The following is a 14019-nucleotide window of genomic DNA, read 5'->3' on the forward strand; positions in this document are numbered from 1 at the left end:
AGTCGTATTCCTTAACTTGCCACGGCGTTCGAGGCCGAGGCAGCCTGTATCAGGTTTTCAGTGGTCAATTCGGTGCCGGTCAACTCGCGCACGATCTGACCCTGGCTGAAGACAATGGCGCGGTGACAGATGGCGGCGACTTCTTCGAAATCGGTTGAAACGACGATGATGCCGACGCCCTCTTCCATCGCGCGGTTCAACAACGCGTAGATTTCTGCTTTGGCCCCAACATCGACACCTGCGGTCGGGTCTTCGCAGATCAACAGTTTGCGTTTGGTTTCAAGCCAGCGCCCGATGACAACCTTTTGCTGGTTGCCCCCTGACAGGCTCTCAATCGCCATGCTTTGATCATTGGGAGACAAGGCCACGTCGGCACCGATCCGGGCGGCATTGTCTGTCTCCGATTTGTGGCTCATGAATGACAAGAGCGACCGCCCTATGGCAGCGGGGTTCAAGAATGTGTTCTCGCGGATGGTCAGCGACATGGCGACCGATTCCTCGGTTCTGTCGCGCGCCACCAAGCCGATCCCGGACGCCATCGCGGTCTGCGGAGAGCTCAAGTCAGGCGCTTCCCCATGCAGGGTTATCTGGCCACTAAACCCTTCCGACCCGAACAGCGCACGAGAGACATTTTCATGACCTGCCCCGCGCAGGCCGACAAGCCCGACGATTTCATTCGTCTGCAACTGGAAACTGACATTGTGCGCTGCTTCCATGTTGAGGCCCGACACCTCCAACAACGTTGCACCTGGTGGAGTGTCCGGCTTCATCACTTGCCGGGTCTTGCGGCCAACGATCATGTAAACCAGCTCTTCTGGCGTTGTATGGTCAATGCTGCGAAGGCCAACCATCTCACCGTCTCGCAAGACTGCAACCCGGTCAGCAATCTGAAATATCTCGTCCAGACGATGCGACACGTAAATCATGCCAACGCCCTGTTCCTTCAACGGGCGCAGCGCTTCGAACAGTCGCTCGACCTCATCCGCTGGCAAGGATGCGGTTGGCTCATCCAGAACCAGATAGTCGCAATCCACCGCCAGAGCGCGTGCAATCGCGACCAAAGATTTTTCGGTCCGGGACAAGTCCTGCACCCGCGTGGTCGGGTCGAATTCGCACCCAACCTTGTCCAGCGCGTTCTGCGCAAAGCTCTCCACGGACTTCCAATTGATCAATCCGCTTTTTCGGGAATAGCCAAGAGCAAGCGCAATATTCTCCGCCACGGTCATCCATTCGATCATACCCAGATCTTGGTGGATAAAGGCAACGGACTGGCGCTCACCGAACCCACCCGGGCGATGTTCGTAGGGTTCGCCGTTGATCAGAACCCGCCCTTCATCTGCCTTATGAATTCCACCAAGGATTTTGATGAGGGTCGATTTGCCCGCCCCGTTTTCTCCCAGCAGGGCAACAATCTCACCACGTTCAACGTTGAGCGAAACATCCCGCAACGCATAGGTGCCTCCGAAATGCTTCTTTATCCCGTCAAAGAACAGATTGTTTTGCGCTGTGCCGGGCACGGCTGCCTCCTCCTGGACCTGGGTAACCCTGATGCTCCTCAACATCGTATTGAGTTACCCGTAACGTTACGCTAGCATTCGCACAGACCCGGCCATTGTCAACAAAAAAGAGTTACCCGTAACGTAAATGAGCAGTGACACTGATAAGTCAAGTAAAAACAACAAGGTAAGCCTTGCCGAGGTGGCAAAGGCCGCGGGCGTGTCGAAGATGACGGCCAGCCGAGTCTTGCGCGACGAAGGTGGGTTTTCGGAAAAAACACGAGCCAAGGTGATGGCAGAAGTGGACCGGTTGGGCTACCTGCCGAATCGCTTGGCGACGGTTTTCGCGGGCGATAAGAAATCCACTTTTGTCGGGGTCAGCATCCCCGAACTGGGCAACGAAATCTTCGCGCAGGTTCTGGAAGGCATCGACCGCAAACTCGGTGCATTCGGGCATCAGACTGTCCTGGGCCTGACCGAGCATGAAATCGACCACGAAGAAAAATGGATTGAGACCGTATTGTCCTGGCAACCTGCTGGGCTGATCATTACCGGTCGCTCGCACAGTCAGAAAGCAATACAAATGTTGCGAGGCGCAGGTATCCCGTTGGTCGAAATCTGGGACTTCAATTCCAGTCCCTTGGATATGTGTGTGGGGCTGAACCATTTCGACAGCGGCTATAGCATGGGTCGCTATTTGGCCGGGATGAACTACCAGAAATTCGGCTATGTTGGCACCTCACATGACGTGGCAAACGCGGCAACCACGCGGCTAAACGGCTTCTCCAAAGCCATCGAAGATGCCAACGGGCGTCTCGAAAAACAATTGCTTCTGAAGGACACGCCCGGCTTCTATACCGGATATTACGGCACCGAGCAGCTGCTTGCCTCACACCGCGATATCGAAGTCATCTTTTATCAGAACGACAACATGGCGATTGGCGGGCTGCATTATGCGCAAAAAATCGGCCTGAGCGTCCCGGATGACATCGGAATTGCGGGATGGGGTGACTTGCCGATTTCAGCGATCCAACCCTATAGGCTGACGTCTATTGCAGTGCCCCATCTGAAAATTGGCCAGATTGCAGCGGAGATGGTTCTGGCCCAAATCAACGGCGAACCAGCCAAGTCCACTACGGATGTAGGATTTCGGCTTATTCCAGGGAGTACAGTAAGGAAGTCGAAACCGAATGAGTAAACACGGAAGCGGTGCGAGGAACGCAGGCCATTAGTCCCGGCCCATGCCGGACATTCGGCGCTAACGTTTGCGCTGCAGTGCAGCTTTCCAAGAATTGACTTTGATCAGTTCTGCAAGAGGCTATTATAAAGCGAAGGCTGCTGAGCATTCTCAACAGCCTTCTGTCTGATTTTCTTTGGCTATTCAGTGGGCTTATCTTTACGCTGGCCGGCGTAGGCATTGAGCATCAATTCCGTGTACTCAACAGTACTCGAGGTATGCTCTGTCTGACGTCAGCGCCAATGGGACAGTTTAGGTCGATTTGATAAGAGAGGGTTTCTGGCTCATCTCACACGCCACGGCTTGGCAGGTGAACGGCGAAATGGTGTCGGTTCGAACATAGCCGCGTTCGAACTAATGAGTCGGTAAAGAGCAGCCTACACAGGGCGATGATGCAAAGATCTCAGGGAAGTTCTATTGTTGGAAATTGGCTAAAGTTTGCAAAGTCCGCTTCCTGCGTGTTCCGTTGAAAAACTCTGCTTTTTCGTTCGTTTTCTCTTTGGGGTATTCTGCCCCTCCGCGCCCCTCACGCAGGATTTACGGCTGACGTTGGAGGGATGAGCTTTGCGAGCTTTCTAAGGTTCTGAGCGGTGGCGGCGAGGTGGAATTCGTCCCGTGCGCCGCATGGTCCACGTAGTCGGAGGCGCCCGAGACCGAGAATGCGTTTGAGGTGGGCAAACAGCATCTCGACCTTCTTTCTGAGCTTGCACGAGATCGCATATTGGCTGGTTTGGGCGATGGTGCGAGCCAAGTTGCGGGATGGTTCGTGGATCGACCTTGTTACCTTGCGCTGCGGCTCCTTCGGGCAGCATCGGCTTTTCAGAGGGCAGGTCTCACAGTCCGCTTTACGGGCGCGGTAGCGAAGTATGCCGTCCTTGTCTGATTTGGGCTCCCTCGGCTTTGTGAATGACCGGCGGTATTGCTTGAGTTCCTTTCCACCAGGACAGATGTAAGCGTCGTTCTCAGTGTCAAAGGTGAAGTCGGCGCGCTCGAAGGTTCCATCGTTGCGGCCAGATTTGTCGATAACCGGGATATGTGGAGCGATGCCGTGATCGACGAGCCAACTCAGCATGGGTCCAGAGCCATAGGCCGTGTCTGCTATCAACCGTTCCGGCTTGAATTCGTGGCGTTCGCGCACCCGACCAACCATGGTTCGGACAGAGCCGACTTCGGCCTGCCTGATCGACCGGGTTGCTTCGACATCCAAAATCACACCGTTGTCGGTGTCGATCAGATAGTTTGCTGAATAGGCAAAATAGGCGGGTCCACCCCGCGCACCAGTCCATTGAGAGGCTGGATCGGAATGCGAGGTGAACTTCGGCTACACCGGGCTTGCTGCGCCAAAGGCGGCGTCATCCAACGTATCCAGGTATTCCCTGACGGCGCGGGGTGCATCTCCAGGGACGATATTATCAGGCGACCAATCCTGCTGCGGTGAAGAGTTTTGCCGATTGGCGTCAGCTTGAATCAGACTGGCATCGGTCGCGAAGCGCTGGCCGCTTGCCAGCCCTTCCTCGATACAGCGCGCCACAATCATCTCGAACAGGTGCCTGAGCAGATCGCTATCGCGGAACCGTCCGTGCCGGTTCTTCGAGAAGGTTGAATGATCGGGCACCGGATCGGTAAGATCGAGGCGGCAGAACCAACGGTAAGCGAGGTTGAGATGCACCTCGTCGCAGAGCCGACGCTCAGATCTGATGCCCATTACGTAACCGACCAGCAGCATCCGGATCATCAGTTCCGGATCAACTGATGGTCGACCTGTCGAACTGTAGAATGGCGCAAGTTGCTGTCGTATATCAGACAGTTCGACGAACCGGTCTATACCCCGAAGAATATGGTCTTGTGGGACATGATCCTCAATCGAGAACTCGTAAAACAGTGACCCTTGTGCTTGCTGCCTTGGCCCCATCATCGCTCATTCTCCCGTTCAGTACGGGAATTGAATCAGCGACTTGCGCGTCGATCAAGGAAGAGTTTTTCAACGGAATATGCGCATCGCTGACATTGATGCGCTGAGCAGCATCGGTTGATTTGGGCTCAAAGCAGACACTCACCTGCAAATCATGTTCTGAACAGATACATCTCTGCCGGGGGCATCCTATTGCCCCTCAATCGCCCAGCTTGGCGTGAACCTCATCCAGATCAATCTCACCCACAGGCATCTTGTTGGCCGGGTTGTCGAAATCGTATTTGAACAGCTCAAAGTCCTGCTTGTAGATCTCGTACACCAGGTGCATCGACAGATCGTCGAAGTAATCCTCAACCGGATGGGCGCGTTTGGGGCCGTGGCCTTCGGATTCGTTGAATCGCGGGATATCCGACAAATTGACCGTATGGGGCGTGTCCAGATTGTCCAACACGCCCTGCATCCCGTCATTGAAATTCTCGGTCCAGAATATCCGGTCGTACCGCCCACCATTCACGATGAAGGTCGAGACATGCCCCGACATGGCCGACCAGTGAATGTCCGGGTCCATCGGCCTGCGCCAACGGATCGTATCCCGTGCAAACAGCAGAAAGCGGCGGAAACTGGCAATCTGATCGAATTCGCCCTTGCCGTCGTCTCCACCTACTTCGACCCCGTAATTATAGATCAGCGTCGGCACCAGATTGCCCCGGTACCGCTTGCCGTTGCGCTGGATGCCGCAGATCTTGTCGAAGAACGAGCTGAGGATCCGCGTGTAGGGGTTGCGCACGCAGGTAAAGGAATATGAACTGTGGTTGCGCACATTGTCCGAGATCGGCCCCTGACTGCCGTCAAAGGCCCATTTGTGCATCCCGTCACCGGCATCGTGAATATCACCGTCAAAAAACTGACCGTGATCCGAATAGTACATGATCTGCCCGATGGTTGAGCAGGCGCATTTCGGCACAACACGGTACACCATGCTTTCGCTTTCGGTCATCCATGTACCGGGAAAACCCATCTGCAGTGCCTCCTTAGGCGCTTAATCCTGCTACGCATGCTCGCTTTTGTAGCCAAAGAACCAAAAATATTCTGTTTATTCAATCGCTCATCCTCAGTATCACGGTCGGACACAGGCAGAAACGGGTAACACAGAAACAAGATGGCAAGGATTGCCTATATTCTACTATGCCACAAGGACCCTGACGCAATCATTGCGCAGGCCGAGCAGCTGACCGCCGCAGGCGACTGTATGGCGATACATTTCGACGCGCGCGCCAGTGCCGAGGCGTACACCCGCATTCGCGCCGCGTTGAAAGACAATCCAAACGTGACCTTCGCGGCCAAACGCATCAAATGCGGCTGGGGGGAATGGTCCCTCGTGCAGGCAACGTTGAACGCCGTGCAGGCCGCCGTTGACGCGTTTCCGCGGGCCACCCATTTCTACATGCTGTCCGGCGATTGCATGGCGATTAAAACGGCCGAATACGCCCACTGGTTTCTGGACGAGAACGACAAGGACTTTGTCGAAAGCCACGATTTCTTTGCCAGCAACTGGATCAAGACCGGCATGAAAGAGGACCGGCTGATCTATCGCCACCTCTTCAATGAGCGAACGCAACCCAAATGGTTCTACACCGCATATGAGCTTCAGAAACGGTTCAACCTGACGCGCGAGATTCCCGAAGATATTCAGGTCATGATCGGCAGCCAGTGGTGGTGCCTGCGCCGACGTACGGTGGAAATGATCCTCGATTTTCTGCGTCAGCGCCCGGATGTGATCCGGTTTTTCTCGACCACATGGATCCCGGATGAGACGTTTTTCCAAACCCTTGTCCGGCATCTGGTTCCCAAGGAACAGATTGAAAACCGCACCCTGACCTTCCTGATGTTCTCGGATTACGGGATGCCGGTGAGTTTCTATAACGACCACTATGACATGCTTCTGGGGCAGGATTATCTGTTTGCACGCAAGATCAGCCCCGAGGCGCATGAGTTGAAAGAGCGGCTGGGCAAGCTTTACGCCAGCACCGGGGTCGCGTTCAAAATTTCGGACGAGGGCCGCAACCTGTATGGCTTTCTGACCGGGCGCGGGCGGGTCGGTCGCCGCTTTGGTCAGCGTTTTTGGGAGGCTGGGAATACGCTTGGGCCAGAGCGCGAGGTTTTCATCATCGCTTGCAAAAAGTGGCACGTCGCCAAGCGTCTGGTCGATCAGATCGCCTCGGAAACCGAGATTCCTTGTGTCGAATACCTGTTCAACGAGGAAAACACGCCTTTGCCTGATCTGGGCGGGATCGAGACGACGCTGCTCAAACGCTCGCGCCATCGGCGCGCCGTTGTTCGCATGGTGTTTGAACATTTCGGGACCGACAGGCTGGTGCTTTGCGTCGATCCGGCCAATCTGGACATCATTCAGGATTTCTGCGCCGATCAGGCCAGAACCCATGTGCTTGAGATTGAGTGCGAGTATTCCGACGACTACCTGATCGGTCACGCGCGCCGGGTTGGTCTGGCCGGGGAAAACAGCCCGTCCGAGGCTGTGGCGCGTCTGGTGCCAACGCTGCGCAATTCTCTGGCCTATGAATCCGAGCTGATCCGGGGTGCGGGTCTGGACGGGTATCTGCGTATCCGCGAAAGCAATCCACGCGCGGAAAACGAAGCCGCCGTTGCCGCGTTTCTGGGGGTCTCGCAGGACAAGGCCCAGGCCGTGATGCGGCTGGATTACTTGTTCGCGGATTGATCCGGCGGCACCTTTTGGCACCGCCGGACCGATTGTTCAGATGTCGAACTTAACACCCTGCGCAAGCGGCAGTTCAGCCGAGTAGTTCACCGTGTTGGTCTGACGGCGCATATAGGCTTTCCATGCGTCCGAGCCGCTTTCACGCCCGCCACCGGTTTCCTTTTCACCGCCGAAGGCGCCACCGATCTCGGCCCCTGATGGCCCAATATTGACGTTGGCAATCCCGCAGTCCGATCCGGCGGCGGTCAGGAACTGTTCGGCCTCACGCATGTTCAGGGTAAAGACGCAGGACGACAGGCCCTGCGGCACATCGTTCTGAATGTCCAGCGCTTCGGCAAAGTCGTCATAGCCCATGACATAGAGGATCGGCGCGAAGGTTTCGGTTTTGACCGTCGCGGTCTGGGACGGCATTTCCACGATGGCCGGCTCCATATAAACACCCGCCGGGACATCTTCGGTAACACGATTGCCGCCGAACACCGAACCGCCATCGGCCTCAGCCGCTTTAAGTGCCGCAGTCATCGCAGCACCCGACGCTTCGTCCACCAGCGGGCCAATCAAGGTGCCTTCGGTCAACGGGTTGCCGATGGGCAGACCGGCATAGGCCTTTTTCAGGCGTCCAACCAGTTCTTCGCGGATCGAGTTATGCACGATCAGACGGCGCAGCGTGGTGCAACGCTGACCGGCAGTGCCAACCGCCGAGAACACAATCGCCCGCACGGCCATTTCCAGATCGGCCGAGGGGCCAACGATCATCGCGTTGTTACCGCCCAGTTCCAGAATGCATTTGCCGAACCGCGACGCCACGATCGGGGCCACAGCACGGCCCATGCGGGTCGAACCTGTGGCCGAGATCACCGGCACATCCTCGCTGGCGACCAGAGCCTCGCCCAGCGCGGCCCCGCCGATCAGAGTTTGCACCAGATGGTCGGGCGCGTCACCAAACCGGGCCAGCGCTCGTTCAAAGATCTTCTGGCAGGCCATAGCGGTCAGTGGGGTCTTTTCAGACGGTTTCCAGATCACCGGATCGCCGCAAACCAAGGCCAGCGCCGCGTTCCACGACCAGACCGCAACCGGGAAGTTGAAGGCCGAAATCACACCCACTGGACCTGCCGGGTGCCATGTCTCCATCATCCGGTGACCCGGGCGCTCGGACGCGATGGTCAGGCCGTAAAGCTGGCGCGACAGGCCGACCGCAAAATCGCAGATGTCGATCATCTCCTGCACTTCGCCCAGACCCTCGGACGTGATCTTGCCCGCTTCCCAACTGACCAGAGCGCCAAGATCGTCCTTGGCCGCGCGCAGCTCCTCGCCCAGCAGGCGGATCAGCTCACCCCGGCGCGGGGCGGGAACGGTGCGCCATGCCTTGAACGCAGCTTTGGCATTGGCGAACACGGCATCCATGTCAGCAGCAGGCGTTTCATGAAGCTCGCCCAGCACCGAGCCGTCGATCGGAGACGTCACCTTGAGAGTTCCGCCCGTCAGTTCGGCCTTGGTCAGGCCCAGATTTGCGAGAGTGGTGTCCGCAGTCATCACGATGTCCTTCATATCTCAGGCCGCCTTGTTCTGTGCAGTCACGTCACCGGCGCGATAGAGCCGGCCAAATTCAGTGGTCAGGAAGTCATCCAGTTTGACCTGTTCCTGCTTGATGAAACCGGTGGTAGGCAATTTGCCCTCGCGCATCAGATCCACTGCGCCAAGGATACCGGCGGCTGTAGTGACCTGAATCGCGCTCCATGTTGCGCCGCCGATCTGGCGAGAGAAGCTTTTGTTGATCAGGGATTTCTCGCGCAGCGACCCGTTGATCATGCCCTTGGCAGTGCAATAGACAAGAACCACGTCCTGATCGGTGCGCGGCAGAGCCGTCTCGAAAATCTCTTTCAGCAGGTCACGGCGACGCACCAGACCAAGATCGTTCAGCAACAGTTTCAGGATATCGCAATGGCCCGGATAGCGGATCGAGCGATAAGAGACATCCCGCGCCTTGCCATCCAGCGTCTCGGGCAGCGTACCCAGCCCGCCAGAGGTGTTAAAGCACTCATACTCGACCCCGTCATGACCCAGACGCTCGTAATCTTCCAGCGGTGCGGTCTTGACCAGTTCACCGTTCACGATGGCATCGCAGGGGTTGCAGTATTCGTTGATCAGCCCGTCGGTCGACCATGTCAGATTGTATTTCAGCGCGTTGGTCGGATAGAGCGGCAGCGCCCCCACCCGCATGTGCAGGCTGTCGAGCGTGTCGAACTCGGACGCCAAAGCAGCGCCAGCAATGCCCACGAACCCCGGAGCCAGACCGCATTGCGGCATGAAAGCGGTTTCGCTGTCTTCGGCCAATTCGCGCACGGCGTTGGTGGCCGCAACATCCTCGGTCAGGTCAAAGTAATGCGCGCCTGCCGCCTTGGCTGCCTTGGCGATGGCGGGGGTCAGGAAGAACGGAGCCGCAGACAGCACCGCATCAAAGCCTTTCAGCCCCTCGGCCAGGCCGGCCTCATCCTTGGCGTCGATCTGTTTCGAGGCCACACCCAATTTCGATATCTCACCCAGCGCCTTCAGGTCATGATCCGCAACGGTCACGTCGTAGTTCGGCGAGTTTTTCAGCAGGATCGCAATCATCTGACCGATCTTGCCAGCGCCCACAACACAAATATTCCAGGACATAAAAGCCTCCTCATTTCGTTTTTTGTAAGTATGAGGCGTAGGCTGTTCGGTCTGCAGGGGGTATCTTGACGAAAACGTCGATTGTTACGTCATATTGACGGTTTTTTTGTCATTTTGTCCGAGTTCAATTTGCACTATGGGCCAAGCCTTGACCACAGGCACGCCACGCCGCGTTACCCGCGCGACGAGGTCTGGTTCAAAATTTAACGGACTCGCCGAAAGCCCCCATGTCAGCAACAAGGGACTTTGGCAGGTGGGAATTTGAGTGGAAGGGCCTAGGCTTCGGCGCCTAACCCCTCGGTCGACAGATCGTCCAGCCGGGGCATCAACCGCAACAACTCGCTGGCATATTCTGTCTGAGGGTTGGCGAACAGCGCGTTGGTCTCTTGCAATTCGACCACCTTGCCCTGTTTCATTACGGCCACCCGGTCGCACATCTGGCGCACAACCGGCAGGTCGTGGCTGATGAACAGCAGGGTCAGGCCCAGATGCTCTTGCAAGTCCTTCAGGATGTTCAGAATCTGCGCCTGAATGGATACGTCCAGCGCGCTGGTCGGTTCGTCACAGATCAGGAACCGCGGCTGCGTGGCCAGTGCGCGGGCAATGGAAATCCGCTGCCGCTGACCGCCCGAGAACTCATGCGGGTATTTCAGCCCAGCCTCGGACCCCAGCCCGACCTGATCCAGCAACTCATCCACCCGGCGCTTGATATCAGCACCTTCCATCAGGCGATGATGGCGGATCGGTTCGGCCACGATCTCATCCACCCGCATCCGCGGATTGAGCGAGGAATACGGGTCCTGAAAGATCATCTGGATGTTCTTGCGATAGGCATCCAGCGCGGCCCGATTGGTCAGATCACTGACCACCTGACCCTGAAACGTGATGCTGCCACCGTCCACCGGGTAAAGCCCCGCAATCATCCGCGCGACGGTGGACTTGCCCGAGCCGGATTCACCCACAACGCCAAACACCTCTCCCGCGCGGATGTCAAAGCTGACATCGTCCACAGCGGTGAAATAGGTGCGGTCCCAAGGCAGCAGGCCTTTGCGTTGCAGAAATTTCTTGGTGAGGTTGCGGATTTCAAACACCGGCTTGGTCGTGTCATTGTCCACTTTGGGCCAGTGACGGGCCATGTCGTCGATGGCGAACCGGGTCTCGCGCCCGCCATAGCTGATCTGTGGGAAACGATGCAGCTTCAGCGTCGGGCGCGGCACAGCAGCGATCAGAGATTTGGTGTATTCGTGGGTAGGCTGGCCCATGACCTGCGCGGTCGGGCCGCTTTCAACTACCTTGCCCGCATACATCACCGTGACTTTGTCGGTGGTGTCGGCAATCACACCCATATCATGCGTGATCAGGATGACGCCGACCTGACGTTCCTGCGCCAGCTCCTTGATCAGGTCCAGAATCTGCGCCTGAACCGAGACGTCCAGCGCCGTGGTCGGCTCGTCTGCGATGATCACATCCGGTTCGGTACAAAGCGCCAGCGCAATAACCACACGCTGCCGCATCCCGCCCGAGAATTGGTGCGGGTACTGGTCCAGCCGCGTGTCCGGGTCGGGGATGCCAACCCGGTCGATCAGATCGCGGGCGCGTTGGTTGGCCTCGGCGTCCGAACCGCCCAGATGGGCCTGAATGGTCTCGACCAATTGCTCGCGCACCGTGAACAGCGGGTTCAACGAGGTCAGCGGGTCCTGAAAGATCATCGAGATCTTCTTGCCGCGCAGCCCCCGCATCGCCTCAGCGTCCAGACCGCTGATCTGATCTCCGCTGAGTTTGATCATACCGCTGGCAATACGGCCGGGGCGGTCCAGCAGGCCCATGATCGCGGCACCGATGGTGGACTTACCGGCACCGGATTCGCCCACAAGACCGTGGATTTCGCCGGGCTCAACCGACAGGTCGACATGGTTCACGGCAGTGAACAATTGGCGGCGGGTCGGGAATTCGACCGTCAGGTCATTGATCGTCAGAAGGCTCATGAAATCACCGCAGCTTGGGGTTCAGCGCATCGCGCAGCCAGTCGCCCAGCAGGTTCACAGACAGGGCCAGCGCCAGAAGGGTGCAGGCCGGGAAGAACAGGATCCACCACTCACCCGAGAACAGGAACCCCTGCCCGATGCGGATCAGCGTACCAAGCGAGGGCTGGGTCGGAGGCGCGCCAACGCCGAGGAAGCTTAGCGTCGCCTCGGCGATGATCGCCAGCGCCAAAGAAATGGTGGCGATCACCAGAACCGGGCTGAGGACGTTGGGCAAGATATGGCGGAACATAATCGGGAAAGACCCGCGTCCAATCAGACGCGCTGCCTGAACATATTCCTTGTTCTTTTCCACCAGCGCAGCGCCGCGCACCACACGGGCAAACTGCACCCAGTCCGACAGGGCAATGGCGATGATCAGCACGTAGATCGCCATCTCATTGCGGTATTCCGGCGGCGTGAACCCTTTGGCGATGCCAAAGATCAGCATGGCGACCAGAATGGCTGGGAAGGTCAGCTGCACATCGGCGATCCGCATGATCAGGGTCTCGATCCAGCCTCCGAAATAAGCGGCAACCAGCCCGAGGATCACGCCGATGATCATCGCCAGCAATACCGCAGACGCGCCGACAAACAGCGAAATCCGCAGGCCATAGAGGATGGTCGAGAACACGTCCCGCCCCTGATCGTCGGTACCCAGCAAGAAGGTCTCTTGCGTAAAGGCGTTCGGCGTACCCGGCGGAGTAAAGCCGTTCATCAGGTTCAACGTCGCCGGATCAAACGGATTATGGGGCGCGATCAGCGGTGCAAAAATCGCTGCCAGCACAAGGATCACCACCACCAATGAGGCGATCACGGCCACCGGAGAATGCCGGAATGACCAAGCAAAATCGCTGTCCCAGAACTTGGCGAAACGCGACTGCGGCGCGGGTTTCGGGGTTTCGATGGTATCGGTCATGTGGCCCTCGCGTCGACACGCAGGCGCGGGTCAATGGCATAGTAAAGAAGATCGACGATTAGGTTGATCGTCACGAACATGACCGAAATCAGCATCAGATAGGCGGCCATGACGGGGATATCGACAAACTGGATCGCGTTGATGAACAGCAGACCAACGCCCGGCCATTGGAACACCGTCTCGGTGATGATCGCGAAGGCGATGATCGAGCCAAGTTGCAATCCGGTAATCGTGATCACCGGCACCAACGTGTTCTTCAGCGCGTGGCGGAAATTGATCACCCGGTCCGACAGCCCTCGGGCGCGGGCAAAGCGAACGTAGTCGGCGCGCAGCACCTCAAGCATCTCCGACCGCACCAGCCGCATGATCAGCGTCATCTGATAGAGGCCCAGCGTGATCGCCGGCAGGATCAACGCCTTGAGCCCCGAGGCCGTCAGGAACCCTGTCGACCAATTGCCAATCATAACGGTCTCGCCCCTCCCAAAGCTGGGGAGAAGGTCGAGTTCCACCGAGAAGACATAGATCAGCAATATCCCGATTAAGAATGTAGGCAGGGACACCCCGATCAATGACACGGTCATGATGACATTCGCGGCAATCCCTTGTCGTCGGATCGCCGTAAACACGCCCAGCGCAATGCCCATGGTGATGGCCAGAAAGCCCGAGACAAAGGCCAGTTCCAGCGTTGCGGGCGCGCGCTCGATCAGGATGGTCGAAACCGGGCGGCCCTGGCGATAGGACACGCCAAAATTGCCCTTCACCGCGCCTTGCAGGAACTTGGCGTATTGCACCACAAACGGCTGATCCAGCCCAAGCTCGGTGCGCAGCCTGTCGATATCGGCTTGCGTGCGCTCTTGCCCCAGCATGTTGTCGATCGGATCGCCGACAAAGCGGAACATGGAAAAGGCCACCAAACCCACGACCAGTAGCACGATCACGGATTGGAACATCCTTCGGACAATATATGCGAACATTCGTTTCCCTCGTTGATCGGTCTCTCTAGGCCGGTTTTGACCAAGCGGTCAAGATATCGCTAACA

The 14019-nt window shown here is 57.5% G+C and carries 9 protein-coding genes and 1 pseudogene; 2 read left to right on the plus strand and 8 right to left on the minus strand.

Features of this window, described 5'->3' with window-relative positions:
- Positions 1 to 11: 11 nt before the first annotated feature.
- A complete protein-coding gene (locus ACOQOY_RS10790; RefSeq protein ID WP_420585430.1) occupies positions 12 to 1517 on the minus strand; it encodes a sugar ABC transporter ATP-binding protein in 1506 nt (501 codons plus the stop codon).
- Positions 1518 to 1644: 127 nt separating this feature from the next.
- Here ACOQOY_RS10790 and ACOQOY_RS10795 point away from each other — a divergent pair, with 127 nt between their 5' ends.
- On the plus strand, positions 1645 to 2694 hold the full coding sequence (locus tag ACOQOY_RS10795) for a LacI family DNA-binding transcriptional regulator (protein ID WP_420585431.1): 1050 nt from the start codon (positions 1645 to 1647) through the stop codon (positions 2692 to 2694).
- A gap of 565 nt (positions 2695 to 3259) precedes the next feature.
- Here the strand turns inward: ACOQOY_RS10795 and ACOQOY_RS10800 are convergent.
- Together ACOQOY_RS10800 and ACOQOY_RS10805 are read right to left on the minus strand one after the other, a co-directional pair.
- A pseudogene (locus tag ACOQOY_RS10800) lies at positions 3260 to 4648 on the minus strand (transposase).
- A gap of 196 nt (positions 4649 to 4844) precedes the next feature.
- Entirely contained in the window at positions 4845 to 5663 is an 819-nt protein-coding gene (locus tag ACOQOY_RS10805; RefSeq protein WP_420585432.1) for a sulfotransferase family protein, read from the minus strand.
- A 141-nt stretch (positions 5664 to 5804) separates the two neighbouring features.
- Here ACOQOY_RS10805 and ACOQOY_RS10810 point away from each other — a divergent pair, with 141 nt between their 5' ends.
- Positions 5805 to 7382: a DUF5928 domain-containing protein gene (locus ACOQOY_RS10810; protein WP_420585433.1), complete on the plus strand. Its 1578-nt coding sequence runs from the start codon at positions 5805 to 5807 to the stop codon at positions 7380 to 7382.
- 36 nt (positions 7383 to 7418) lie between these two features.
- Here ACOQOY_RS10810 and ACOQOY_RS10815 read toward each other — a convergent pair whose 3' ends face one another.
- The 5 genes from ACOQOY_RS10815 to ACOQOY_RS10835 all read right to left on the minus strand — a co-directional run bounded on the left by ACOQOY_RS10815 (position 7419) and on the right by ACOQOY_RS10835 (position 13954).
- On the minus strand, positions 7419 to 8930 hold the full coding sequence (locus tag ACOQOY_RS10815) for an aldehyde dehydrogenase family protein (RefSeq protein WP_420585434.1): 1512 nt from the start codon (positions 8928 to 8930) through the stop codon (positions 7419 to 7421).
- 3 nt (positions 8931 to 8933) lie between these two features.
- A complete protein-coding gene (locus ACOQOY_RS10820) occupies positions 8934 to 10040 on the minus strand; it encodes a saccharopine dehydrogenase family protein (protein WP_420585435.1) in 1107 nt (368 codons plus the stop codon).
- Between the two features lie 275 nt (positions 10041 to 10315).
- Entirely contained in the window at positions 10316 to 12025 is a 1710-nt protein-coding gene (locus tag ACOQOY_RS10825) for an ABC transporter ATP-binding protein (protein ID WP_420585436.1), read from the minus strand.
- Between the two features lie 4 nt (positions 12026 to 12029).
- Positions 12030 to 12980, minus strand: a complete 951-nt coding sequence (locus ACOQOY_RS10830) for an ABC transporter permease (RefSeq protein WP_420585437.1) — start codon at positions 12978 to 12980, stop codon at positions 12030 to 12032.
- A complete protein-coding gene (locus ACOQOY_RS10835; protein WP_420585438.1) occupies positions 12977 to 13954 on the minus strand; it encodes an ABC transporter permease in 978 nt (325 codons plus the stop codon). The genes ACOQOY_RS10830 and ACOQOY_RS10835 overlap by 4 nt, the downstream gene beginning before the upstream one ends.
- Positions 13955 to 14019 lie beyond the last annotated feature (65 nt).

It is taken from the genome of Ruegeria sp., from assembly GCF_965221235.1.
Classification (GTDB): Bacteria; Pseudomonadota; Alphaproteobacteria; order Rhodobacterales; family Rhodobacteraceae; genus Ruegeria.